Annotated in this window: 22 protein-coding genes; 15 read left to right on the top strand and 7 right to left on the bottom strand. The window is 33.5% G+C overall.

Going from position 1 to position 24873, the window contains the following annotated elements:
* The first annotated feature begins 244 nt into the window (after window positions 1–244).
* The 8 genes from JC605_RS19690 to JC605_RS19660 all read left to right on the top strand — a co-directional run bounded on the left by JC605_RS19690 (window position 245) and on the right by JC605_RS19660 (window position 7079).
* The gene (locus tag JC605_RS19690) at window positions 245–658 is read left to right on the top strand and encodes a DUF1842 domain-containing protein (protein ID WP_198857812.1); all 414 of its coding nucleotides are present in this window, start codon (window positions 245–247) and stop codon (window positions 656–658) included.
* A 150-nt stretch (window positions 659–808) separates the two neighbouring features.
* Window positions 809–2296 (top strand): hypothetical protein, encoded by a 1488-nt coding sequence (locus JC605_RS19685; protein WP_198857811.1) that lies wholly within the window; start codon window positions 809–811, stop codon window positions 2294–2296.
* 198 nt (window positions 2297–2494) lie between these two features.
* On the top strand, window positions 2495–3757 hold the full coding sequence (locus JC605_RS19680; protein ID WP_198857810.1) for a sodium:proton antiporter: 1263 nt from the start codon (window positions 2495–2497) through the stop codon (window positions 3755–3757).
* Between the two features lie 246 nt (window positions 3758–4003).
* Window positions 4004–4135: a hypothetical protein gene (locus tag JC605_RS23850; protein WP_255562401.1), complete on the top strand. Its 132-nt coding sequence runs from the start codon at window positions 4004–4006 to the stop codon at window positions 4133–4135.
* A gap of 41 nt (window positions 4136–4176) precedes the next feature.
* Window positions 4177–4824 (top strand): AraC family transcriptional regulator, encoded by a 648-nt coding sequence (locus tag JC605_RS19675; protein ID WP_198857809.1) that lies wholly within the window; start codon window positions 4177–4179, stop codon window positions 4822–4824.
* Between the two features lie 379 nt (window positions 4825–5203).
* Window positions 5204–5422 (top strand): hypothetical protein, encoded by a 219-nt coding sequence (locus tag JC605_RS19670; RefSeq protein WP_198857808.1) that lies wholly within the window; start codon window positions 5204–5206, stop codon window positions 5420–5422.
* A gap of 114 nt (window positions 5423–5536) precedes the next feature.
* Window positions 5537–6247, top strand: coding sequence for a hypothetical protein (locus JC605_RS19665; protein WP_198857807.1), 711 nt, complete (start codon window positions 5537–5539; stop codon window positions 6245–6247).
* A gap of 109 nt (window positions 6248–6356) precedes the next feature.
* Window positions 6357–7079: a hypothetical protein gene (locus JC605_RS19660; RefSeq protein ID WP_198857806.1), complete on the top strand. Its 723-nt coding sequence runs from the start codon at window positions 6357–6359 to the stop codon at window positions 7077–7079.
* Between the two features lie 10 nt (window positions 7080–7089).
* On the opposite strand, the gene JC605_RS19655 is transcribed toward JC605_RS19660, so the two are convergent.
* The 7 genes from JC605_RS19655 to JC605_RS19625 all read right to left on the bottom strand — a co-directional run bounded on the left by JC605_RS19655 (window position 7090) and on the right by JC605_RS19625 (window position 16121).
* A complete protein-coding gene (locus tag JC605_RS19655; protein WP_198857805.1) occupies window positions 7090–7749 on the bottom strand; it encodes a vancomycin high temperature exclusion protein in 660 nt (219 codons plus the stop codon).
* Window positions 7750–7892: 143 nt separating this feature from the next.
* Window positions 7893–9920, bottom strand: coding sequence for a M3 family metallopeptidase (locus tag JC605_RS19650; protein ID WP_198857804.1), 2028 nt, complete (start codon window positions 9918–9920; stop codon window positions 7893–7895).
* Window positions 9921–10041: 121 nt separating this feature from the next.
* Window positions 10042–10527 carry a 5-(carboxyamino)imidazole ribonucleotide mutase gene (purE, locus tag JC605_RS19645; protein ID WP_198857803.1) on the bottom strand — a complete coding sequence of 162 codons (486 nt, stop codon included), beginning with the start codon at window positions 10525–10527 and terminating at the stop codon, window positions 10042–10044.
* A gap of 84 nt (window positions 10528–10611) precedes the next feature.
* Entirely contained in the window at window positions 10612–11760 is a 1149-nt protein-coding gene (locus tag JC605_RS19640; protein ID WP_198857802.1) for a 5-(carboxyamino)imidazole ribonucleotide synthase, read from the bottom strand.
* A gap of 190 nt (window positions 11761–11950) precedes the next feature.
* Complete coding sequence (locus JC605_RS19635) at window positions 11951–12502, bottom strand: hypothetical protein (RefSeq protein ID WP_198857801.1); 552 nt, start codon at window positions 12500–12502, stop codon at window positions 11951–11953.
* A 23-nt stretch (window positions 12503–12525) separates the two neighbouring features.
* A complete protein-coding gene (locus JC605_RS19630) occupies window positions 12526–14625 on the bottom strand; it encodes a TonB-dependent receptor (RefSeq protein WP_198857800.1) in 2100 nt (699 codons plus the stop codon).
* A gap of 212 nt (window positions 14626–14837) precedes the next feature.
* On the bottom strand, window positions 14838–16121 hold the full coding sequence (locus tag JC605_RS19625; RefSeq protein WP_198857799.1) for a sorbosone dehydrogenase family protein: 1284 nt from the start codon (window positions 16119–16121) through the stop codon (window positions 14838–14840).
* A 187-nt stretch (window positions 16122–16308) separates the two neighbouring features.
* On the opposite strand from JC605_RS19625, the gene hpt reads away from it, so the two are divergent.
* The 7 genes from hpt (at window position 16309) to murC (ending at window position 24810) form a co-directional block, all read left to right on the top strand.
* Complete coding sequence (hpt, locus tag JC605_RS23790; RefSeq protein ID WP_233074177.1) at window positions 16309–16839, top strand: hypoxanthine phosphoribosyltransferase; 531 nt, start codon at window positions 16309–16311, stop codon at window positions 16837–16839.
* A gap of 66 nt (window positions 16840–16905) precedes the next feature.
* Entirely contained in the window at window positions 16906–17478 is a 573-nt protein-coding gene (locus JC605_RS23785; RefSeq protein ID WP_233074176.1) for an adenylate kinase, read from the top strand.
* Between the two features lie 202 nt (window positions 17479–17680).
* A complete protein-coding gene (locus tag JC605_RS19615; RefSeq protein WP_198857798.1) occupies window positions 17681–18955 on the top strand; it encodes a hemolysin family protein in 1275 nt (424 codons plus the stop codon).
* 102 nt (window positions 18956–19057) lie between these two features.
* Window positions 19058–20059, top strand: coding sequence for a GTPase ObgE (gene obgE / locus JC605_RS19610; protein ID WP_198857797.1), 1002 nt, complete (start codon window positions 19058–19060; stop codon window positions 20057–20059).
* Between the two features lie 174 nt (window positions 20060–20233).
* Window positions 20234–22378 (top strand): S46 family peptidase, encoded by a 2145-nt coding sequence (locus tag JC605_RS19605; RefSeq protein WP_198857796.1) that lies wholly within the window; start codon window positions 20234–20236, stop codon window positions 22376–22378.
* A gap of 375 nt (window positions 22379–22753) precedes the next feature.
* On the top strand, window positions 22754–23440 hold the full coding sequence (locus tag JC605_RS19600) for a lipopolysaccharide assembly protein LapB (protein WP_198857795.1): 687 nt from the start codon (window positions 22754–22756) through the stop codon (window positions 23438–23440).
* A 14-nt stretch (window positions 23441–23454) separates the two neighbouring features.
* The gene (gene murC, locus JC605_RS19595) at window positions 23455–24810 is read left to right on the top strand and encodes a UDP-N-acetylmuramate--L-alanine ligase (protein ID WP_198857794.1); all 1356 of its coding nucleotides are present in this window, start codon (window positions 23455–23457) and stop codon (window positions 24808–24810) included.
* Window positions 24811–24873 lie beyond the last annotated feature (63 nt).

The raw sequence follows: 24873 nt of genomic DNA, 5'->3' as shown, positions 1-24873 counted from the left end.
TTATACTTATTTCTTTTTCTTACAATCTCCTTTACTTTGTTTACTGTAAGAAAAGCCTCTGTCTCATTTCTCATTTTAAGCCTACTATTCGAATCTGCACTTTTGATTTGATAAAATAAACCTAAGTACTTATCTGAAATGAATTCTGAGCTGTTTTTTTAACAAAAGCGTGGAGCAGAACCCACTATAAAAAACGAGGCGGATCCGAAAAGCCTTATGAGTAGGAAACCAAAAACAACAAATTATGTCAGAATTATTAGCAGGTGCTTATTTAGCAAAAGGCACAATCGGAAATGTAGGAACATCAGGTGCTCCAATTGCAGCATTTAGTTTAGTCGTTGTTCCATCGCAACATTCTGTTTCAGGAACAGTAGTAATTACACAAGCTGTTAAAGGAGCAGATAGCCACATTGTAGTTCAAGTAAAAGGAAAGATATTTTCTACTGGGTTTGGCGAATTTACGCAGGTAGTGAGTTTACAAGGACAATACGTTCAATCTGTTCCGCCTCCAGGGATTGGTTCTTTCTTAGCAGAATTTAATGCTCATTTAGCAATTGATAATGCTTGGAATGGCAAAGGCGGTTTCGGATATTGGAATCACGCTGTTGAAAATGTACCAGTTGCAGCTGCAAAAGAATTAAAGTCTGAGTTGGTTTAAAAAAAACAAAAAGTGAGTAACTCGGATGAATTAAATTTTCGTGTGTTATTTACAATTTGGATTTAGAGGAGCCGTCTGTAATAGGCGGCTCTTTTACATTCAATTCCCTAAAAAAAACTTAATCAAAAAAAACTTAATCAAAAAAAACAAATGAAAAGAAAACAAGTTATAATCGGTTTAGTAGTTGTTGTTTTGATAGCAGCTGTTACACTCTTTTTTCTAAATAAGGAAAAAATAATAAACAAATACGATTCATCTTCTGGATATGCTAATGCATCGGCATCTTCGGCACCATGCGAATGTGAGTCTAGCTGGTTTCCCCATGAGCAGACTCCAGCTCCAGCAGAAGGTGATGGAAGTCCGTTTGATAGCAAGACGACTACAAACTGTGATTTTCATCAATGGTCATGGCAAAAGTTTTTGTGGGTAACAAAACCTTTGCCTAGCGGAAATCCTTTCTTTTTAGATTCTTTAACTTTGGTGAGTCCTCAAATGGAAGATGTAGCACCACAGTTAGGTATAAAATTAGCGCTGAGTTCTATTAATCAGGCTGGTTCCCGTGGCGTTTTACGATCTAATCCAAAATTTAACAATGCTGCAGATACCGTTTATTATTCAATTCACGTTAACAATCTGCTAAAAGACAAGGCTGTTACGACTGCTGCGTTGATCAACAGCGGAAAATTACCGGTTTCGAATTCAGAAACATTTCCTGTTGGGGCATTAGAATTAAAAGTTTCCTGGATTAACATAGATGCAATTGCAAAAGAGCAGCAAAAAAATTATTTTACAGCAAAAGCTGCTGTTTTAAACAGTAAAGGGAAATATGTTGCAAGAACTGTGGCATTATTAGGTATGCACGTGGTGGGAATTGTAAAAAATCATCCTGAATTTATCTGGGCTACTTTTGAGCATAAAGATATGGCGCCTGTCTACGATAAGAAAAACAATTCTGTAACAGCTGCAAATGAAATGTTGTTTTATGAAAAAGGAACAAGTACCGGTATAAATGGGATTAAATGGCAAAAAAGTACAGCCTCGCCGATTACTCCAAATAAGGCATTTATTCTTTATGAGTATGGTATTCCAAAAGATTTAGGCACGGGTTCATTTATGGCAACAAGTCAGACAGAACCAGTTAACTTTAATAATATTGATAATATTAATAAGTGCGTCGCTTCTAATCTGAAAGATGTTTTTAATAATTATTTTTATAATGGCTCTATTTGGTTAGATTTTGATGGATTTTCTTCTCAAGATCAAATCAAAGCAATTGTCACTAGAGATATTTCAAGTGCACTTCCAGATTCATTAGCAAGAGGTTCGGTTAATTTGGCAAATATTACAATGGAAACCTATACGCAGACTTTCCAAAATGATATACACCAAATTAATAATACAAATTTAATTAGTTGTTTTTATTGCCATCAATCTGAAAACTTTGACGACAAAAGACCAGGTAAATCTCCATTATTCTTAAGTCATTTATTTGGAGATTACTTACTATTTACCAAACCTACAGTTGCACTTACTGGTAAAAATGCTACTAATTCTGCTAGCTCAAGAGCAAAACGTATAGAAGAAATAGAGGCTTTGAAAGTTAAACAGTTAGAGAAATTTATTAAAGAGAAAAAGTAAAAAAATAATTTTCATATTAAAGACTAAATTATACTATTTCGATTTTATAAAGCCAAAGTAGATTTAATTCTACTTTGGCTTTTGTTTATTTATAGTAATGGTTCGAAGTTATTTAACGAATAATAAAGTTATGTTAATTCAACGCACGAAATTTTTGATTAAATAATGGTACAGCTATTTTTGTAAAAATCACAATTTATGGAATTATACTACACATTTTCGGTGCTAATTGTATTGGCATCTTTCTTCGCCTATTTGAATTTAAGATTTTTAAAACTTCCTGGAACCATCGGAATCATGATTATTGCCATGTTGGTTTCGGTTGGAATTCGCCTTTTGGGAGATTCATATTTTCCTGCAACTACTAAGCATTTTTTCGATCTGATAAAGGAATTCGACTTCAACGAAATCCTAATGGGAGCCATGTTGAATTTTCTTTTATTCGCTGGAGCATTGCACGTAAATATGGCTGATCTGAAAGAACAAAAAGTGCCTATTATGATTTATTCTACGGTAAGTGTTGTTTTATCGGCTTTGATAATTTCGATGCTTCTTTTTTATATCGCACCACTTTTAGGAATAAAAATACCTTACATATTTTGTTTAGTTTTTGGAACTCTAATTTCTCCAACTGATCCAATTGTGGTCTTAGGAGTTTTAAAAGAAGCAAAAGTTCCAAAAAGAATAGAAACTAAAATTGTTGGTGAGTCATTGTTTAATGATGGAGTAGCAGTAGTAATGTTTGCTGTTGTTCTAAAAATGGCAACCGATCCAACATTTGATGCAACTTTTAGCTCGATCTCTTTGTTATTTATAGAAGAAGGAATCGGTGGACTTTTATTAGGAGCGGTTTTCGGATTTACAGCTTCAAGAGTCATGAAAAAAATTGACGATTATAAAGTTTCTGTTCTTATAACACTTTCCATAGTAACAGGAGGATTTTTGGTGGCACAGGCTTTACACGTTTCGAGTCCGCTAGCAATGGTTGTTGCCGGATTGATTATTGGAAATTATGGTAAAAAAGTGGCTATGAGCGAAGTCACTAAAGACTACTTAGGAAAGTTTTGGGAGCTAATAGATGAAATCTTAAATGCTGTTTTGTTCCTTTTTATCGGATTTGAATTACTATTGCTTCCAGATTTGAATAAACAACTATTAACAGGTTTTGTAGCTATTTTTATTGTACTGTTTTCAAGATTAACTTCGATTGTTTTACCTTGGAAATTCTTCGATATCTTTAAGTTCTTCGGAATTAAATCGGCTTACAATAAAGGTTCATTGATGGTTTTGGTTTGGGGAGGAATTCGCGGTGGAGTTTCTATTGCGTTAGTTCTTTCAATGCCAGAAAGCGAATATAAAAACTTGTTGCTTGAGGTAACTTATATTGTTGTTTTATTCTCAATTGTAGTTCAAGGATTAACTGTTGGAAAGTTGGCAAAAAGAGTTTTAGAGAAAGAGTAAAATTAAGTTATAAAAATAAAGAGACCTACAAAGAATATTCTTTGTAGGTCTTTTTTGTTTCTCTATTATTTAGTTTTGTTTGATTTGACAGTTTTAGATTACTTTTTGTGATTGTTTGCAATACTTTTATGTGTAAATTCGTATGCCTCATATTTTTTTTGAAAGATATAAGATACATTTTTTGTTTGCGCTTTTTTAAGCAAATAAAGAAATAACCACTAAATATTATCCAAAAACAAATTAATCATGAAAGAATTCGAAAGAAAGAAAAGTGTATTTGATTTAAGTAATTATTTTTTAAATGAGCCATTTTTAAGTCAAGTGCATGTTATAATACAAGAAAAAAAACAGATGCATCTTTTGGCGTTTACCAATTAGCAAATCAATTAAAAATTAGCAAATCTCAACTTAACCGTAAGATGAAAAAAGAAATGAGTTTCTCGCCCAAGAAACTCATTTTGCATTATAAAATGGATCTAGCAAAGCATATTCTGAGTCAAAACAGATATTCTATAGAAGAAACAGCGTTTTATTGTGGTTTTAGCGGTGTAACTCATTTTAGCCGTAAGTTCAAGCAGGAATTTGGGATTTCTCCATTGGCATATCGTAAAAACGGACTTGTAATTGTTTTTAATCCTCATGATTGGAAAATTCCCCTTAACGACGAATGTTTTAATAAACTAATTCAATTAAAGGATGAAAATAAATGGTTTGCAAAATTGCTAATTACTATTATTGATAATCTTGATAATGAAGCATTTTCTATAGAAATGCTATCAGACAAACTTTTTATGAGTTCCTCAAATCTCAATCGGAAAGTGAAATCCTTATTTAAGTTCTCACCAGTACGCCTCCTTCGTGATATACGTCTTCAATACGCCACCGAATTAATAGTGCTACAAAACAAATCAATAACTGAAGCCGCTTTTCTTGCTGGTTTTTTTGATGTTGCCCATTTATCTCGTGTCTTCAAGCAAAATTTTAATTGCAGTCCTAGTAAATATGAAAGCAGAACTACTTTGTTTCCCTTTATTAATTTATTAAAAAAGGAATATGAATCAAATTGATAATAAGTGGCTGATTTTGTACAAGTTAAATAAGTGATAGGCTTGTAATTTTGACTTATTAGAATTCAGAGTTTGTACAAATTGAATCTAAGAAGCTTGTTAACTTATTCTGCAGATAAGAAAGATAGGAGTCCAAATTCAAATAAAAAAAGATAACAGAAATACCTGGTATGCAATATATCCAATAAGTTACAAGAGACACATTACTGTTACATCAAAATTTTGTTTGAGTTTAAGATTTTTTTTCAGTGCTACAAATTTGCTTTAAAAGGTTATAAATAGACGTATTGAAATCCTAATAAAGTAGATATGAAAAATGTTATCGGCAAAGAAAAAAGCCGATAGCCTAAATTAAAATTAGTAATCAAATAAGAAAATTATGAGCAAATTACATTTTTACAGAAATAGTGTCAAAGACGCTGACGGAGACGGAACTTTAGATAAAGAAGGTTTTTCTGCCGTTCTATCATGGGGAGAAGTTAAATCTGGATATACCTATGAAGTTAGAAGTGGGACAAGAGTTAGTGGAGATAGCTATCCGTGTACTACTGGAGCTACGAAAGATGGTACTGCAAAGTTTGGAAAGAAAAGTTCTTAATGCATTTTAGCGGAGCAATACCCACTTTAAAAAAGAACTGTTTGCATTCAGAAAATAATGCAGGGCGGAACCCGAAAAGCCCATGAGTAGGGACATACAAACAAATATGAAATTATGGCAACTTTTACCACAACAATTAATATTAGTCCGGCAGATGTAAAAATTTTAAAAGATCAGGGATATTCTTTATACGGATTTAAATCGGTAGCGGCTACTGGTGATGGTTCTCCTACTGTTTGGTTTAATCTACCAACAGAAAAATTATTGGGGAAAACAAAAATTACTTGGGAAGAAGAGTTTCAAGCATACAATTCGACCACTACAATTGCGCCTAAAACTAAAATTGAAGCAAGTAACACAATTGCAACTGATTTAGGAGAATTAGTAACGATAGAAAAAGGTTCTGGAAATATTGAATCTAGTACAGACGGATATGATGGTGCTGTATCTTTTCTTAATAAAGATACACAGCAATTTACAGTTGGAATTAATCAATTGGTAAATGGTAAATCAAATATTTTATGTGCTTTTCCAATTTTAGGAGCTGGATCTTCAAGAGTGATTACGCCAATTACTAAAATTGCATTGATTTTTTCTACAGAGCAAATTGTAACTGCAACGGTAATTACTAAAGCAATGTCGGCTGGAGCTTTTATTAATCTTACAGGAGTAACTTCACGCGAAACTAATTATTCGATAGACTCAGGCTGGGATGCTGGCGGAGGAACGTGGCTAAAAAATTTCGATGCTTTTACAGATTTAAAAAAACTGTTAATTGAAAACACAAGTAGAGATGAAAAAGCTCTAAGTGATAAAAACAAATAATTTGTATTGATAAGTTTTATTACTCTTCATCATTATTTGGTGAAGAGTAATTTTTATATCTAGTATATAGGATTGGAAAAACCTCATTTCAACATTTAAAAAAAAGCTGATGAAATATTCATTAATAACTACGTTTTCTCAAGATACGGTAGAAATATTAAACCAAGGAAATTACACTTTATGTTGCTTTCTTGCTAGTAAAACCGATAACCCTTCGTTATTTGTGCCTTTATGCTGGAGTATAACTAAAGATTTTTTGCAATCTGTTTTGATTGAATGGGAAGATACTCTTTGCAGTTATTTATCGACAAGTGAAATTAAAGAAAATAGCGTTATATACATACCTCAATTGGGACCTCAGAAAGGAAGCGCCACAGGTAGAAGTTCTGTATCAGGTTCAAGTTATCAAATCGAATTAAAACAACGCATGCTTATTGAAAATTCAGGTAAGGTTTCTGTTGATTCTTTAAATACTTTTGATAATGTATTAATCCAAAATAACTCAAATAATAGATATTCAACAGGAATTTCTATTTACAATAATAGTGAAGAGAAGTATTATGGAAATTGTACTTTTAACTCCTATTACGGACAGAATATTAAAATTGCACCTGTTAATAAAGCATTTTTAATGTTTACTAATAATAACATTGAAAACAATACGGTTGTTTCAATTGCCGAAAATCCTGGAATAATGGTTGATTTGACTGCAAGTGCAGATCATTCCAGAACCGTATCTTATGATATGAATAATGGTTGGAGTTCAAATGGACAAACTTGGGCAAAAAAATATCCAAGCGGTACAAATTTAAAAACTTTGCTGCTTTCTTGATTTTAGTATTTTATCGCTTATCTTCTTTAGAGTAATTTGATTCTCCATTAATATTAATTTCTCCGCCTAGAAAATGAGGTTCGCGATTTCGCAAAACATCAAAAAAGGATTTACAAATAGAAAGAGACTCTCTAAAACGAACATAATTATATCCAAGATATTCTCCATTATTAGCAGAATATCCAGAAGATTTAATGCCTAGTTTTTGTCCAATATAAATGGCACGGTTTAAATGATATTCCTGTGAAATTAAAGTTGCTTTTTTAATCTTAAAAATATGTTTGGCGCGATACATTGTTGAATACGTATCAAATCCCGCGTAATCAATAAAGATTTTCGTAGTGTCAACGCCATGATTGTAACAGTAATTTTTCATTACCGTCAATTCATCATACTCATCACGGCCATTATCTCCAGAAAGTAGAATTTTATTGATACGTTTTGCTTTCCAAAGCATAATTCCGGCATCAAGTCGGTCCTTTAAATACTTGCTTGGTTGATTCCCGTTAATTCCAGCGCCAAAGATAATTCCGACATCGTTTTTCGGAAACTTTTTTACTGAATAATAGATATGGTTCTTGGTCGAAGATTTCACATAATAATTAATAGAAACAATCGCGACCAATCCTATAATGGCAAGATAAAGAGCTATTTTAAAATATTTTTTCAAAATGTATTTTGTAAGATTAAGATTTAAAAAGGCTAAGATAGTTAAAGTAAAACCAAATAAAAAACCGAAGCATTTCTACTTCGGTTTTAAAATTTAATTCTCTAGGAAACTTAGCAACTTAGGAGCTTAGTATCTTAGAAACTCTATAATAATCCAGCTCTTTTCAATAAAGCTTCTGGCTTAGGTTCTTGACCTCTAAAGCGTTTGTATAAAACCATTGGATGTTCTGTTCCTCCTTTAGAAAGTACATTGTCTTTGAATTTTTTAGCGATTTCTTCGTTGAAAATTCCATTTTCATGGAAATATTCAAAAGCATCTGCATCTAGAACTTCAGCCCATTTGTAGCTGTAATATCCAGAAGAATATCCACCTTGAAAAATATGTGAAAAAGCGGTACTCATCGCATTTTCTTTTACATCTGGATATAATTGCGTGTTAGCAAATTGTTCTGTTTCGAAAGTTTTAAGATCTGTAATGTTTGTTGGATCTTGTCCGTGCCAAGCCATGTCTAATAATCCAAAACTTAATTGGCGTAATGTTGCTAAACCTTCTTGGAAACTCGCACTTTCTTTGATTTTCTGAACGTACTCAATCGGAATAATTTCTCCCGTTTCATAGTGATTCGCAAACAAGGCCAATGCTTCCGGTTCGTAACACCAGTTTTCCATAATCTGACTTGGCAATTCTACGAAATCCCAATAAACAGAAGTTCCCGATAAACTTGGATAAACTGTGTCGGCCAACATTCCGTGTAATCCGTGTCCGAATTCGTGGAATAACGTTGTTACTTCATTAAAAGTCAATAACGAAGGTTTTGTTTCCGTTGGTTTTGTAAAATTACAAACGTTAGAAATATGTGGTCTTTCGTTTACGCCGTCTTTTACATATTGTGATTTGAATGAAGTCATCCAAGCACCATTTCTTTTTCCTTTTCTTGGGAAGAAATCAGCGTAGAAAATCGAAACCAAATTGTTTTCGGCATCTCTTACTTCGTAAGTTGTAACTTCTTCGTGGTATTTATCGATATCAAAAACTTCCGTAAAAGTTAATCCGTATAATTTTTTAGCAACTGTAAAAGCGCCGTCTAAAACTTTTTCTAATTGGAAATATGGTTTCAGTTTTTCATCATCTAAATTAAAAAGCTGTTGTTTTAATTTTTCAGAATAATAAGCACCATCCCATTTTTCTAATTGCTCAATTCCATCTAGTTCTTTCGCGAAAGCAGTTAATTCAGCAAATTCTTTTTGAGCTGCTGGTTTAGCTTTTGCCAATAAATCATTCAAGAAAGAAAAAACTTTTTCTGGGCTTTCGGCCATTCTTTCTTCCAGAACAAAATGTGCGTGTGTTTTATAACCTAATAAATTGGCTCTTTCATGACGAAGCTTGGCAATTTTTAGAACATTTTCTTGATTGTCAAATTCGTTGTTTTGAAAACCTTTTGCGCCAAAAGCAATTGCCATTTTTTTACGCAATTCGCGATTATCAGCATAAGTCAAAAACGGAATATAACTTGGATGGTCTAAAGTGAAAATCCAGCCTTCTTTTTCCTGATTTTTGGCTAATAATCTAGCTGCTTCGATTGTTCCTTCTGGCAAACCAGATAAATCTTTCTCATCGGTTAAATGTAATTCGAAGTTGTTGGTTTCTGCCAAAACATTTTCGCCAAACTGTAAACTCAATTTTGATAATTCTTTGTCGATTTCTCTTAATTGGTTTTTCTTGTCTTCTGGCAAGTTGGCTCCGTTTCTCGAAAAGCTTTTGTATTTTTTATCTAATAAAGTTGTTTGTTCGGGATTCAGATTTAAACTTTCTTTTTGATCGTAAACGGCTTTTACTCTCGCAAATAAATCTGCATTCAAACGAATGTCATTTCCAAATTCTGAAAGTAAAGGCGAAACTTCCTGCGCAATTTTCTGCATTTCGTCATTCGTTTCAGCCGAATTCAAATTGAAGAAAATACTCGAAAGACGATCTAAAACATCACCAGAAAAATCCATTGCCACAATGGTATTTTCAAAAGTCGGTGCGTCTGGATTGTTTACGATTGCATCAATTTCGGCTTTAGCCAAAGCAATTCCTTCATTGAAAGCAGGAACATAATCTTCGATTTTTATCTGCGAAAAAGGTGCTGTGTTATGTTTGGTATTGAAATATTGGGTTAAGATACTCATATTGCAGTTTTTTATCCTGCAAGGTTTTCAAAACCTTGTAGGTGTTTTAGAAGTATTTTATTTTGATTATGATAATCAGACCTACAAGGTTTTGAAAACCTTGCAGGAATTTATGGGAGAATTATTTCTTCAAACCTTCAGCCGCTTTATTAACTGTAGCTTTCAATTCTTCTTTATAAGAAATAATCGTATCTAAAACTTTTTTGTCGTGGCTTCCGATGATTTGTGCGGCTAAAATTCCGGCATTTTTTGCGCCGTTTAAAGCTACCGTTGCAACAGGAACGCCGCCTGGCATTTGCAGAATTGATAAAACTGAATCCCAACCATCGATTGAATTGCTTGATTTTACTGGAACTCCAATTACCGGAAGTGGAGACATAGAAGCCACCATTCCTGGTAAATGCGCAGCACCACCCGCACCGGCAATAATTACCGAAATACCGCGATTGTGTGCATTTTTGCTGAAATCGAATAATTTTTCTGGCGTTCTGTGTGCCGAAACAATATCTACTTCAACTTCTACATTAAATTGTTTTAATATGTCGATTGCATCTTGCATAACTGGCATGTCTGAGATGCTTCCCATTATAATAGCTACTTTGCTCATGTTTTTATTTTTGTTGTGTTTTGTTTCAGGTTTAAAGTTTCAAGTTTTTGGAAACTGTAAACTGTGACTGCGGCTGAAAACTGATTACTGAGAAATCACTTTAATAGTTTCCTTAACTTCCTGTGCAATTCTTCTTGCCTCAGCCATATTTTCGTTTACGATTGTCACATGCCCCATTTTTCTAAAAGGGCGAGTTTGTTTTTTACCGTAAATATGTGGCGTCACGCCATTCCATCCTAAAATGGTTTCTATGTTTTCATACACTACATTTCCAGAATGACCTTCGGCACCGACTAAATTTACCATAATTCCGGCAACTTTACTGTCTGTGTTTCCTAACGGAAGATCTAAAATAGCACGTAAATGATTTTCGAATTGTGAAGTATAACTTGCTTCGATAGAATAATGTCCTGAATTATGTGGGCGAGGAGCAACTTCATTCACTAAAATTTCGTCGTCCTGAGTCTGGAACATTTCAACTGCCAAAAGTCCAACGTGATTGAAATTCTCTGAAACTTGTAAAGCAATCGATCTGGCTTTTTTAGCTACTTTATCATCGATTCTTGCCGGACAAATTACATATTCAACTTGGTTGGCTTCTGGGTGAAATTCCATTTCGACAACTGGATACGTTTTCATTTCGCCTGATGGATTTCTAACCACAATTACCGCCAATTCATTTTTGAACGAAACCATAGTTTCTGCAATGCATTCTACATTTGGCAATGCATCTAAATCTGAAGCTTGGCGAACTATTTTTACACCATTTCCATCATAACCAAATTCGGTACATTTCCATACAAAAGGTAATTTCAGATCGTTGATTTTAGATTTTAGTTGATCTAAATTTTCAAATCTTTCGAATGGTGCTGTTGGGATATTGTTTTTAGCGTAAAAATCTTTTTGAACACCTTTATTCTGAATTCCTTTTAAGGTCTTTGGAGATGGATATATTTTTAAACCTTCGTTTTCTAATTGCGTTAAAGCTTCCAGGTTTACCAATTCGATTTCAAAAGTCAAAACATCGACTTGTTTCCCGAAATTGTAAACCGTTTCATAGTCCATTAAATCGCCTTGAAAGAATTTGTTACAGGCAATTTTACTTGGCGCTTCGTCGCTTGGATCTAGAACGTAAGTTTGTATGTCAAATTTTCTGGTATCGAACAAAAGCATTTTACCTAATTGTCCGCCGCCTAATATTCCTAATTTAAAATCAGAAGAAAAATAATTCATTTTGTGTTGTGTTTTTGCAAAGATACTTTTTAATCTTTTTTTAGCCAAAATTTAGTTTTTCTGCCACAGATTAAAAGGATTAGAAAGGATTTTTTTTGTTTGCCACGAATTACACGAATTTTCACTAATTTTTTTAGTTGAATTTGAAAAAATAATTCGTGAAAATTCGTGTAATTCGTGGCTATAAAAACTATTTTATTTTCTTCAAAACTTCTTTGGCGACGGCTTTATAGGCTGCTGAATGGTCTCCGAAATCTTTGTCAATAATCACTTTTAGTTCGGGGTGAATCCAGTCGTAATGATTTCCTAAAACATATAAAGTTCTTATAGAATAGGCTTTTGTTGCCACTTTGACATCGTTTATCAACCAATCAAAAGAAGCTTCAATAATATCTTGTAAGTTGTTTTCGGAAAGAGAAATACTATTTTCGTTTTTTTTGTAATGAGATTTTACCAAAAGCTGCGTCACTTTTGCGATTGGACGCATGGAACTTTCGTCTTTTAAAATTTTTAGATTCGAACAGAAAAAATCTAAATGAGGCTGGAGCCAATGCAATTCTTCGTACGAAACAAATTCTAAAATCCAGCAGGCTTTATGATTGTTTTTATCTTCTGGTGAAAAGCAAATCGAAACTAACTCACTAAAAAGCGATGGGTTTTCTAAAACATCCTGCGCTGCTTTTAGACGATTTTCTCTATAAGCATTTACATAATCCAATTTTTTTTGCAATTCAGATGGCATTGTTTTTTGTATTTAGTACAATGCTAAAATAAGTAATTTAATGAGATAATTCCGTAATAGTTTATAGGCAATCCTGGATAATAGAATCGTGGTTGTGCATTTCCAACTCCGGTTGCATTGGTCAAAATCATGGAAGCGTATTTTTCGTTTGTAACATTATTAATTCCTGCATCGAGATGCGCTTTTAATCCAGACAAAATTTCAAATTGATAACCTGTTTTTAAATTTAGTAAAGAATAAGAATCTGAAAAATTGGCATTTGAATCATTCATCGGAATTTTATCTGTGAACTGAAAATCTGCTGAAAAATAAAAACCTGAATTGGTATTCAAATTAAAACCAGCACTTGCAGTATTGGCAGGAACTCCAGTTAATTTGTTGCCAGAATAATCATTTCCGTTGTCGACAAATTCTTTAAATTCATAATTTCCGATAGAAGCGCCAGTGTAAGAGTTTAAATTGAAAGTTCTATTGATTGTCCAATTGTGTTTTAATGCAATTTCGATTCCTTCATGAAATGTTTTTCCAGCATTTACGCCTTCATATTGATCGTCTCCAATTCTTTTGGCAACCAATAAATCTTTAATTTCCATTCGGTAAACGGCAATTTCAGCATATAGTTTTTTACTGAAAAGATGAAGTTTGCTTCCTAATTCAAAATTATAACCTGTTTCGGGTTTAATGTCTGAATTGATATTTCCTGTGCTTGTTAAAGTTTCTTCGGTTGCAGGAAGAGAAAATCCTCGGCTTGCAGAGAAGTAAAAAGTCTGGATTTCATTTGGCTTGAACAAAAAAGAAAGTTGTGGCGAAAAAATGCCATCATAACTATATTGCTCCACTGGATTATTTGCGGAAGCGGGAAAGTCATTCTGCAATTCAAATTTGGTTTTATTATAATTTAAACCCGCCTGAATTTCAAATTGGTCAGAAAGCAAAGTTCTGATTTGAGAAAAGATATTATAAAAACGCCTTTTCTGATTCGTTGCTGTAAGTTGATCGCCTTGTAAACTTCCGTTTCCATTATTTTGCTGATACAGATTTTGAAAAGTATTTCCGTTGTAATTGTCTGCGAAATATTCAATTCCGCCAATAAATTGATTTTTGATTTTTCCGATTTTAAAGTCTCCCGAAAATTGTGTTCTAGCGCCCGAAGCAAAAGTATATTGACGCAAAATGTCAAAAGGACGCGGTTCATTGCTGTCTTTATAATTGATAAAAACAGAAGTCGAATTGTTTAAATGATCATTGATTTTAAAATCGTAAGCCAATCCGCCCAAAGTCGATTTGTATTCTTTAAAACCTTTTGAAGCAACCCAAGTCGGCGCGCCCGCTTGTGGATTATTTTCGAAAGTGGTTTTATTGATCGAACTCGGAATATATGCTTTTAAATAGGTGTAATTCGAAAAATAAGTCAGTTTGCTGTTTTTCTTTCTGAATAATTCTCCGCCAAGTGTAACTCCTTCACGATTATAGGCACTGTTTTCGCGCCAGCCATCAGTTTTTAGATTGTGATAACTCAGATTTAAAGATGCATTATTTTCATTTAAATCAAAACTTATTCTGTTTTTCAATAATCCGTAAGAGCCAAAAACCGAACTGATTTCAGCTTGATAATTGCCACTTTTTAATGATTGAGGAGAAATCAAAATCGCACCGCCCAAACCAGCACCATAAACACTAGAAAGCGGGCCCTTTATAATCTCAATCTGATTGATGTTTTGAAGATCGATATCGTCAATTACAGTCTCACTGTTTCCTGAAGTTAATGGAATACTTCCATAAAAAGCTCTAATTTTATTCGTCCCATAAGGAGTTCTCGCGCCAATTCCACGAATCGAAATTCGGGTTGTGGTAATATTGGAAGACTGCATAAAAACGCCAGGAATTGTATTGATGACATTACTAATATCAGTTGTGTTATTTCGAAGTAATTCTTTTTCGGATAAAATACCAATTGAAGCGGGACTATTTTGTAAATCACGATTAATATGAAGCGGACTTATTAAAACTTCATTCAGTTTTTGAGTTTTAACTGAATCAATATTTTGAATTTTTTCTTGTGCTGAGATGCTTTTAGAAGTAAAAAGAATAAAGAGAAGGAGAAAATATTTTTTGGAGGGCATAAAATGAGCTGATTAAAAGGCAGTTTTATTTTAACACATAGAAACACAGCATTGATTGAGGCAAAAAAGGCGTTTTACTTGTCAAAAGCCACATAATAACTATGTGCGAAAACTAATTTTCTTAATAACATCTTTTTAAACAAAAATCTATGTCTCTATGTGTTTAAAATTTTCTTTTTAAAATTTGTTCCGATAATTTTCGGAATTGGAATTTATTTCTTTGCTGTAACCTTCCAAATAGTATTTCCGCTATCATCATTTACCAAAAGCGATCCGTCTTTCATTACAGTAACTGCAACTGGACGTCCGTAAACTTCAGCTTTATCATTGTCAGAAATAAAACCAGTTAAAAAATCTTCTGGTTTTCCTGAAGGTTTTCCGTCTTTAAAAGGAACAAATAAAACTTTATAGCCTGAAATTATAGATCGATTCCAAGAACCATGCTGACCTACAAAAGCGCCATTTCTGTATTTTGCAGGAAAAGCATCTTTCGTGTAAAAAGCCAATCCTAAAGAAGCGGTATGAGCGCCAACAGGAACATCGGGAACAATAGCTTTTTCTATCAAATCTTTTCGTTCGCCTTTACCTTTCCATCTTGGATCAGGAATACTTCCAAAATACGAATAAGGCCATCCGTAAAAACCGCCTCTTTTTACACTTGTAATATAATCTGGAACTAAATCATCTCCAAGTTCATCTCTTTCATTCACCGCTGTCCAAAGTTCTTTTTTGTTGGCTGGATTCCAATCCATTCCCATTGGATTTCTAAGGCCTTCAGCATAAATTTTTTCGCCAGTTCCATCAGGGTTAATTTCTAAAATTGCAGCGCGGCGAACTTCTTTATCCATTCCGTTTTCTCCCACATTGCTTCCTGAACCAACACCAATATAAATTTTTGTTCCTTCAGGATTAGCAAGCAAACTTCTTGTCCAGTGATTGTTGTATCCGCCAGCTGGTAGTTCAACAATTTTAGTTCCTTGAGTTTCTAATTTTAATGGTGCGTTTTTATAAGGATAACGATAAAGTCCGTCAGTATTGGCAATATAAAAAAAGTCTTTTAGGATTAACATTCCTAAAGGTCTGTTTAAACCAGAAATAAAAACTTCGCGAGTTTCATATGTTCCGTCTTTATCATTGTCGCGCAAAACTATAATTTGGTTTTTGCTTGTTCTGGTGCCACTTTCAACAACAAAAATATCATTGTTTGGACCTATATAACTCCATCGTGGATTCTCAAATCCGTCAGCAAATTTAGTTACTGTAAAACCTTCAGGCGCTTTTGGCGTTTTGCCTTCTGGCCATCCAATTACTTTGCTATTTTTGGTTTTAGATTCGGTTGCGTAAGGAGCGGGAAGCGTAATTTCTCCGATAGCAGTTTTTACAACATTGCCAGAATGGTTGGCTAAGGCTTCTTTTTCTTCTTTTTTTACTTGCCCATTACAGGCAGTCATAAAGGCTAATAACGTTATCGAGATTAGGGTTAAAGGTTTTTTCATTGGTTTTTTGGAGTTAAATAATTAGATCATAACAATTTACTTAAAATATGTAGAGTGACAAAAAAATATTTGTAAAGATTAACTGAGATTTAACATTCCTAAAAAATATCTCGAATACAGTTTGTTTTGATAGAAGCTGTTAAGTTCTAATTCTTTATCTTTGTCCATTATTTTAAAAAGAAAAATAATGATACAACTTCACGATAAACAATTTGTTCCGTTTATTTCGGCAAAAGAAATTGATTTTGCTTTGGCTAAAATGGTCGCTCAGGTAGAAGATGATTTTGGTGATGATACACCAATTTTTATTGGAGTCTTGAATGGTGCTTTTATGGTGGTGTCAGATTTTCTGAAAAAATATAAAAAACCGTGCGAAGTCTCATTCATCAAAATGGCTTCGTATGAAGGAACAGAAAGCACAGAATCGGTTAAAGAATTAATAGGTATCAGTCACGATCTTTCAGGAAGAACTGTAATCGTGATCGAAGATATTGTCGACACAGGAAATACTGTAGAAGAATTGAAGCATTTGTTTAAAGCACAAAATGTAAAGCATTTTAAGATTGCAACGTTGTTCTTTAAGCCAGAAGCTTATAAAAAAGACATTAAGATAGATTATATCGGAATTCGTATTCCGAACAAATTTATTGTAGGTTACGGTTTAGACTATGATGGTTTAGGAAGAAACCTTACTGAAGTTTACAAATTAGCAGAATAACAAAACACAACTATATATTCATTTTAAAACTTCTGAAAGACAGAAGTAACAACACTCATTTCAATTATGATTAACATCGTTTTATTTGGAAAGCCTGGTGCAGGAAAAGGAACTCAGGCAGAATTTTTAAAAGAAAAATACAATTTAACACACCTTTCAACAGGAGATATTTTTCGTTTCAATTTAAAAAATGATACTGAACTAGGAAAACAAGCAAGAGTTTTTATGGACAACGGAGAGTTGGTTCCTTGCGAAGTAACAACTGCAATGTTAATTGATGAGGTAAAAAAACATCCAGATACTGCAGGATTCTTGTTCGACGGTTACCCAAGAACAATCAATCAAGCAGAAGCTTTAGACCAGTTTTTGCCAACGATCGGATCTAGCGTAACAGCAACAATCGCTTTAGAAGCTGATGACGAAATTTTGGTAAAGCGTCTATTAGAGAGAGGAAAAACAAGCGGAAGAGTTGACGATCAAGACGAAGAAAAAATTCGTGTAAGATACCAAGAGTACAATGAGAAAACAGCTCCTCTTATTGGATATTATAAAGAACAAGGTAAGTTTCATGCCGTAGACGGTATCGGAACTATCGAACAAATTACAGAGCGATTAACGTCAGTTATAGATAATTTGTAGAAACTTATTCCAGCTGTACGTGAATCCTGATAGCTATCAGGACGCAAAAAAAAACTATTTTTCTAACTCTAAAACGGGCTTTTCAAATGTTTTTGATGATCAATGTTTTTGAGTTAGAAAAATTAGTTTTTTAATTCACAGCCATTTTTTAAGATTACAAATTACATTTAACGAGACCATTTTATAACGAATCCACTATCAATTGGAAATACTAATTATATTTTTTCTAATTCTATTAAACGGAGTTTTCTCCATGTCTGAAATTGCTTTGATTTCGGCCCGTAAAAACAGGCTTGAAACAGCTGCGAAAAAAGGCAATAATAGTGCAAAAACGGCACTAGATTTAGCTAATTCCCCAAATAAGTTTTTATCGACAGTACAAATCGGAATTACCCTTATCGGAATTTTGACAGGTATTTATTCTGGTGACAAAATTACTGCAGATGTTGAGCTTTTTGTAGCAGGATTTGAAGTTCTTAAACCTTATGCACATTCTATTGCGGTGGGAATTGTAGTTGTAGTTTTAACTTTCTTCTCATTGGTTTTGGGAGAATTACTTCCTAAACGAATCGGATTAAATTATCCAGAAGCAATTGCAAAAATGGTTGCAATGCCAATGAAAGTGATTTCGATTATTACAGCTCCATTTATTTGGTTGCTTACTACATCGACAGATTTCTTATTGAATGTTTTCCAAATAAAACCAACCGCTGACGGAAAAGTTACGGAGGAAGAAATTAAAGCCATCATTAAAGAAGGAACAGAAGTAGGAGAGGTTCAAGAAATTGAACAAGATATTGTGGAGCGTGTTTTTCATATTGGAGACAGAAAAGTAAACTCTTTAATGACACATCGCAAGTCGGTTGATATGTTACCATTAAAAGCCGATAAAGAAAAAATCAAAGAATTGGTTGTTCAAGACCTTCACGCAGTCTATCCTGTTTACAATGATAATTACGATGATATTGTTGGAGTCGTAACACTTAAAAATATTTTTGCTAACATCGAAAGCGATAATTTTGATTTAGCGGCAATTATGTCTGACGCGCCCTATTTAATGGAGCAAACAACGGCATACAAAGCTTTAGAAAATTTCAAAAAAACGGGTGTCCACTATGCTTTAGTTTCAGACGAATATGGAGTTTTTCAGGGACTGATTACTCTTAATGATATTTTGGAAGCTTTAGTTGGTGATGCTGCAGAATTTTATAAAGACGAATTCCAGCTTATAGAAAGAGAAGATGGTTCGTGGTTAGTTGATGGACATTATTCATTGCACGACTTCTTGACTTACTTCGAATTGGATGAGTTAACAAACGATTATGAAGTAAATACCGTAAGCGGAATGATTATGACCGAGCTTTCTCATATTCCAAAAGAAGGAGAAAAATTAGTTTGGCAAAAATTCGTTCTAGAAGTAATCGACATGGACGGTGTTAAGATTGATAAAGTGCTTGTGAAAGCATTAAAAGAGTAGAGAGAAAATTTGTTTCAGGTTTCAGGTTTCAAGTTTCAGGTTATATATTAAACAACTTGAAACTTGAAACCTGAAACTTGAAACTTTACATAAATAAAGAAAATGACAGAAGGAAATTTTGTAGATTACGTTAAGATATATGTTTCTTCCGGAAAGGGAGGAAAAGGTTCTACGCATTTACATAGAGAGAAATTTATTGAAAAAGGAGGTCCAGATGGTGGCGATGGAGGCCGTGGTGGACATGTATATTTAGTTGGGAATAAAGGACTTTGGACATTATTTCATTTGAAGTTTGCGCGTCATATTAAAGCAGGTCACGGTGGAGACGGAGGTTCTGACAGAAGTACAGGTGCAGACGGAGAAGATAAAATCATTGAAGTGCCATTAGGAACTGTTGTAAAAGACAAAGAAACTGGAGAAACGCTTTTTGAAATTACAGAACACGGAGAAAAACAAATTCTTGCAAGAGGAGGAAAAGGAGGTTTAGGAAACTGGCATTTTAGAAGCTCTACAAACCAAACGCCTCGTTATGCACAGCCAGGTTTGCTTGGTATTGAAATGGATGTGATTTTGGAACTTAAAGTTTTGGCTGATGTTGGTTTGGTTGGTTTTCCTAACGCAGGAAAATCTACTTTATTGTCTGTATTGACTTCGGCAAAACCAAAAATTGCCGATTATCCGTTTACGACTTTAAAACCGAATCTAGGAATCGTGGCTTACAGAGATTTTCAATCTTTTGTAATTGCTGATATTCCTGGAATTATTGAAGGCGCGGCAGAAGGAAAAGGTCTTGGTCATTACTTCTTGCGTCATATTGAACGTAACTCCACTTTATTGTTTTTAATTCCTGTTGATACAGCAGACATTAAAGGAGAATATGATATTTTGGTTAACGAATTAACAAAGTATAATCCTGAAATGCTAGACAAAGAACGTCTTGTGGTAATTTCAAAATGTGATATGTTGGATGATGAATTGAAAGCTGAACTGAAAACAGAATTAGATCTTTCTTTTAAAGGCGTTCCTTATATGTTTATTTCATCTGTAGCACAACAAGGTTTGACAGATTTAAAAGACAGACTTTGGAAAATGCTTAACGAATAGTAAAGCTTACTTAGATATCAAAAAGGTGTTCTGTTCTCAGGGCACCTTTTTTGTTTTATAATGTTAAATTCGTAATAAACTGCTAAAAATCTAATATCATTTTTAATTTTAAGATTGTTTGGGTTGAGATAATTGCTAAAATGGCTTATATTCGCATCACTTAAACAAAATAACATGAAAAAAGTAATTTTATTCTTGACCATGTGCCTTGTGGCTTTCCCAATGAGAGCCGATGAAGGAATGTGGTTTTTGATGTTTATCGAAAGATTGAACCATAGAGATATGGAAAAAATGGGCTTGCAATTGACAGCCGAAGAAATTTACAGTATCAATAATCATAGCTTAAAAGATGCAATTGTACAATTCAATGGAGGATGTACAGCTGAAATCGTTTCAAACAGCGGTTTGGTTCTTACTAATCACCACTGTGGCTATAGTTCAATTGCAGAACTTTCAACTGCAGAACAAAATCATTTGAAAAATGGTTTTTGGGCAAAAAATCGTTCAGAAGAACTAAAACCAAAATCTTTATACGTTCGTTTCTTTGTTCGTATGGATGATGTTTCAAAAAGAATCCTGTCTAAAGTAAACGATACAATGACAGAAACTGAAAGAAACACAATCATTCAGCAAGAAATCGCTTTGATTGAAAAGGAAAATAGCGAAAATGGAAAATACACAGTTTCTGTTCGTCCTTTCTTTCAAGGAAATGAATATTACTATTTTGTTTACCAAGATTACACAGACGTTCGTTTAGTTGGAACTCCTCCTGAAAGTGTTGGTAAATTTGGTGGAGATACAGACAACTGGGAGTGGCCTCGTCAAACTGGAGATTTCTCTATGTTTAGAGTTTATGCTGACAAAGACGGAAATCCTGCAGCATATTCTAAAGATAATGTGCCATTAAAACCAAAACACTATTTACCTGTAAGTTTAAAAGGAGTTAAAGAAAATGACTTTGCAATGATCTTAGGATATCCAGGTAGAACAAACCGTTGGATGCCAGCTGGAGGAATCGAGCAAAACATTAAATATGCTTATCCTGCTTGGGTTGAAGGTGCAAAAACTGGAATGGATGTAATGAAAAAGTATATGGATAAAGATGCAACTGTTCGTTTACAGTATGCTTCTAAATATGCTTCGACTGCTAACTACTGGAAAAACCGTCAAGGTATGATCGACGCTTTAACAAAAGCTGGAACTTTAGATGCTAAAGCAGAACAAGAAGATAAATTCTACGAGTGGGCAAGTAAACCTGCAAACAAAGAAAAGTACGAGAATGTAATTCCGACTATTAACGATTATTACAGAGAAACAAACTTAAAAGCGCGTCACGATAATTATTTGACTCAACTTTTACGTACTTCTAGCTACGCAACAGGACCTGCTAATTTAGGAAATGCATTAATTGCTTACTACAAAGAGAATGATGCTAAGAAAGCAGAAATGCTTCCTAAAATCAATGAAATGATTGAGAAGATTTATGGTGAGTTTTATGCTCCTTTAGAAAAAGACATTTTAACAGCTCAATTAAACTTATATGCTGAGAAAGCTGCTGAGTATGGACTTGCTCCAGAAATTGCAAAAATGAAAACAGCTAACAATGGTGACTTTACTGCAGATGTGGCAAAAGCTACAGAACAGAGTTATTTTTCAACTAAAGAAAAAGTATTAGGATTTTTAGCAGATCCTAAACCAGTAGCCATTACACACGATCCGTTGTATATTATTTCTAATGATTTATTGACAAAATACCGTTCTAAAACAGACGATCAAGCAAAAGCTGATGATGGTTTCGCAACTGCATACCGTAAATTGGTAGAAGGTTTAAGAGAATCTAAATTGAACGCAATTAAATATCCTGATGCAAACTCTACGTTGAGGTTGACTTACGGAAAAGTTCGCGCTTTACCTGCTGATCCTCGTAACGATGCTAAGATTAACAACTATACTACAATGGAAAGTATGGTTAAAAAGTATAAAGCAGGAGATCAGGAATTTGACTTGCCAGCTCGTTTGTTAGAGTTAAACAAGAAAAAAGATTACGGGCAATATGCTGACAAAGCAGGTTATATGCCAATCAATTTCTTGACAGATAATGATATTACAGGAGGAAACTCTGGTTCGCCAGTTCTTAACGGAAAAGGAGAATTAATCGGTATCGCTTTTGACGGTAACATTGAGGCTATGGCTGGAGACGTAATTTTCGATTCTAAATTGCAAAGAACAATCAACGTAGATATTCGTTATGTACTTTGGATTATCGACAAATATGCAGGAGCTAAAAACATTATTGATGAATTGACGATTGCTAAATAATCTCAAATTCTTTTATAAAATAAAACCCGACAGTTTTTTAAGCTGTCGGGTTTTTTATTTTTTTAGTTTGTGTAAAGTATACAAGGCTGATAGGAGTCGAAGCCTTTTGAATCCGTGTGTTCGACTTTACTTAGACTGACAAAAGATACATTTGATGATTTCAAAATTTGGATTTTCTCAAGTAAGAAATTTTAAATTGTTTTACATTTTATACTGAATGAAAGCACGAGTGTTTTTCATTGTTGTAATTGTATTTTTGAAGCTGAATGGGGATTTATGTAAAAAAGTTGGAATAAGATTGAATGTGTTTTTCGTACAAATTACTAATTTATATTCAAAAGCAAATAGCATTTTATATTTCCTTATTTTTGAAATATGAAAAAGCTGCTAATTTTCTTTTTGATTGTTCCAATGTACTGTTGGTCACAATCTAATTTTGAGAAAGCAGAGAAATTATTCCGCGCAAAAAATTACGATGAAGCTAAACTCATATTTGAATTTGTCCTTAAAACAAATCCGTCAGATATAAAGTCACTGGAATATCTTGGAGAAATAGAAGCACATCAAAAATCTTGGGTAAAAGGTGCGGAATATTTTAAAAAACTAAAAGAATTGAAACCCACAGTGGCAGATTATTTTTTTAAATACGGAGGATGTTTGGCGATGCATGCTGTAGAAGTGAATAAAATTAAAGCATTTTCTATGGTGGGCGATATGAAAGAAGCTTTTGAGAAAGCCATCGAGCTTAATCCAAAACATGTTCAGGCGCGTTGGGCATTGATTGAAATTTATTTGCAATTGCCTGGAATTTTAGGCGGAAGCGAATCAAAAGCAATTATATATTCTAACGAATTAGCACAGTTTTCTCCAATTGATGGCTATCTGTCAAGAGGAAGAATTGAAGAGTATTTTAAAAGATATGATCTTGCCGAAAAAAATTATAAGAAAGCACATGAAATTGGCAATTCAAAAGTCACATTTCAAAAATTATATAATTTATATTTGAACAAACTAAAAGACACAAAAAAAGCGCAGGATTTAAAACGAAAATTCGAAGCATAAAATAAAGATTCTAAATGAAAACACATTTCATTGCCATTGGCGGAAGCGCAATGCACAATTTAGCATTAGCATTGCATAACAAAGGATATCAGGTTACAGGAAGTGACGATGCTATTTTTGAACCTTCAAAATCAAGATTAGAAAAGAAAGGAATTCTTCCTGCTGAATTAGGTTGGTTTCCAGAAAAAATCACTTCAGATATTGATGCTATTATTCTTGGAATGCATGCTAAAGCGGATAATCCTGAATTATTAAAAGCACAGGAATTGGGTTTAAAAATTTATTCGTATCCTGAGTTTTTATACGAACAATCTAAAAATAAAACTCGTGTTGTAATAGGTGGTTCTCATGGAAAGACTACGATAACTTCTATGATTCTTCATGTAATGCATTATCACAACATTGCAGTCGATTATATGGTAGGAGCACAGTTGGAAGGTTTTGATACAATGGTTCATTTGACTGAAGAAAATGATTTTATGGTTTTAGAAGGCGACGAATATTTATCTTCTCCAATTGACAGACGTCCGAAATTTCATTTATATCAACCAAACATTGCCTTAATTTCTGGAATTGCTTGGGATCATATTAATGTTTTTCCAACGTATGAAAACTATGTGGAGCAATTTGAAATTTTCATTGAAAAAATTACAAATGGCGGAATTTTAGTTTATAACGAAAATGATCCAGAAGTAAAACGTGTTGCCGAAGCAGCAACAAATCCGATTCGAAAAATTGCTTATTCGACTCCAGAATATTCGGTAAATGATGGAGTAACTTTATTAAAAACTCCAGAAGGCGATATGCCAATTGAAGTTTTTGGCGCACACAATTTAAATAATTTGGCAGGAGCAAAATGGATCTGTCAAAATATGGGGGTTGATGAGGCCGATTTCTACGAAGCGATTGCTAGCTTTAAAGGTGCTTCTAAACGTTTAGAGAAAATTGCAGAAGGAAAAGGAAAAGTGGCTTACAAAGATTTTGCGCATTCGCCAAGTAAAGTTGCCGCAACAACAAAAGCGGTAAAAGAGCAATATCCTAATAGAACTCTAGTTGCTTGTTTAGAATTGCATACTTATAGTAGTTTAAATGCTGAGTTTTTAAAAGAATATGAAGGTGCTTTAGAATATGCTGATGTTGCAGTTGTTTTCTATTCTCCAGATGCGGTTAAAATTAAACAACTAGAAGAAGTTACTTATGAGCAAATTGCTACGTCATTCAATAGAAAAGATTTAATTATTTATACCAATCCAACTGAGTTTAAAGAATATTTGTTCAATTTAAATTTAGAAAATTCTGCACTTTTATTAATGAGTTCAGGAAATTACGGAGGTTTAAATTTTGATGATGTAAAAGGTTTGATTAATTAGAAATTAGTCAATTTGAAAATTAGATAATGTGCCAATGCTTTTGTAGTTGGCACATTTTTTTTT

Source organism: Flavobacterium sp. IB48 (assembly GCF_016405855.1).
In the GTDB taxonomy this organism is placed as follows: Bacteria; Bacteroidota; Bacteroidia; order Flavobacteriales; family Flavobacteriaceae; genus Flavobacterium; species Flavobacterium ginsengisoli.
Note: the sequence above shows the minus strand (reverse complement) of the source record. Positions and strands in the feature narration are given on the sequence as shown.

Bases quoted from the DNA above. Each gene is read 5' to 3' on its own strand.
- JC605_RS19690 (WP_198857812.1), top strand. From the start codon at position 245: ATGTCAGAATTATTAGCAGGTGCTTATTTAGCAAAAGGCACAATCGGA.
- JC605_RS19665 (WP_198857807.1), top strand. From the start codon at position 5,537: ATGGCAACTTTTACCACAACAATTAATATTAGTCCGGCAGATGTAAAA.
- JC605_RS19670 (WP_198857808.1), top strand. From the start codon at position 5,204: ATGAGCAAATTACATTTTTACAGAAATAGTGTCAAAGACGCTGACGGA.
- obgE (WP_198857797.1), top strand. From the start codon at position 19,058: ATGACAGAAGGAAATTTTGTAGATTACGTTAAGATATATGTTTCTTCC.
- JC605_RS19660 (WP_198857806.1), top strand. From the start codon at position 6,357: ATGAAATATTCATTAATAACTACGTTTTCTCAAGATACGGTAGAAATA.
- JC605_RS19630 (WP_198857800.1), bottom strand. From the start codon at position 14,625: ATGCCCTCCAAAAAATATTTTCTCCTTCTCTTTATTCTTTTTACTTCT.
- JC605_RS19625 (WP_198857799.1), bottom strand. From the start codon at position 16,121: ATGAAAAAACCTTTAACCCTAATCTCGATAACGTTATTAGCCTTTATG.
- JC605_RS23850 (WP_255562401.1), top strand. From the start codon at position 4,004: ATGAAAGAATTCGAAAGAAAGAAAAGTGTATTTGATTTAAGTAATTAT.
- JC605_RS19650 (WP_198857804.1), bottom strand. From the start codon at position 9,920: ATGAGTATCTTAACCCAATATTTCAATACCAAACATAACACAGCACCT.
- JC605_RS19640 (WP_198857802.1), bottom strand. From the start codon at position 11,760: ATGAATTATTTTTCTTCTGATTTTAAATTAGGAATATTAGGCGGCGGA.
- JC605_RS19680 (WP_198857810.1), top strand. From the start codon at position 2,495: ATGGAATTATACTACACATTTTCGGTGCTAATTGTATTGGCATCTTTC.
- JC605_RS19600 (WP_198857795.1), top strand. From the start codon at position 22,754: ATGAAAAAGCTGCTAATTTTCTTTTTGATTGTTCCAATGTACTGTTGG.
- JC605_RS19675 (WP_198857809.1), top strand. From the start codon at position 4,177: ATGAAAAAAGAAATGAGTTTCTCGCCCAAGAAACTCATTTTGCATTAT.
- hpt (WP_233074177.1), top strand. From the start codon at position 16,309: ATGATACAACTTCACGATAAACAATTTGTTCCGTTTATTTCGGCAAAA.
- JC605_RS19685 (WP_198857811.1), top strand. From the start codon at position 809: ATGAAAAGAAAACAAGTTATAATCGGTTTAGTAGTTGTTGTTTTGATA.
- JC605_RS19635 (WP_198857801.1), bottom strand. From the start codon at position 12,502: ATGCCATCTGAATTGCAAAAAAAATTGGATTATGTAAATGCTTATAGA.
- JC605_RS19605 (WP_198857796.1), top strand. From the start codon at position 20,234: ATGAAAAAAGTAATTTTATTCTTGACCATGTGCCTTGTGGCTTTCCCA.
- JC605_RS23785 (WP_233074176.1), top strand. From the start codon at position 16,906: ATGATTAACATCGTTTTATTTGGAAAGCCTGGTGCAGGAAAAGGAACT.
- purE (WP_198857803.1), bottom strand. From the start codon at position 10,527: ATGAGCAAAGTAGCTATTATAATGGGAAGCATCTCAGACATGCCAGTT.
- murC (WP_198857794.1), top strand. From the start codon at position 23,455: ATGAAAACACATTTCATTGCCATTGGCGGAAGCGCAATGCACAATTTA.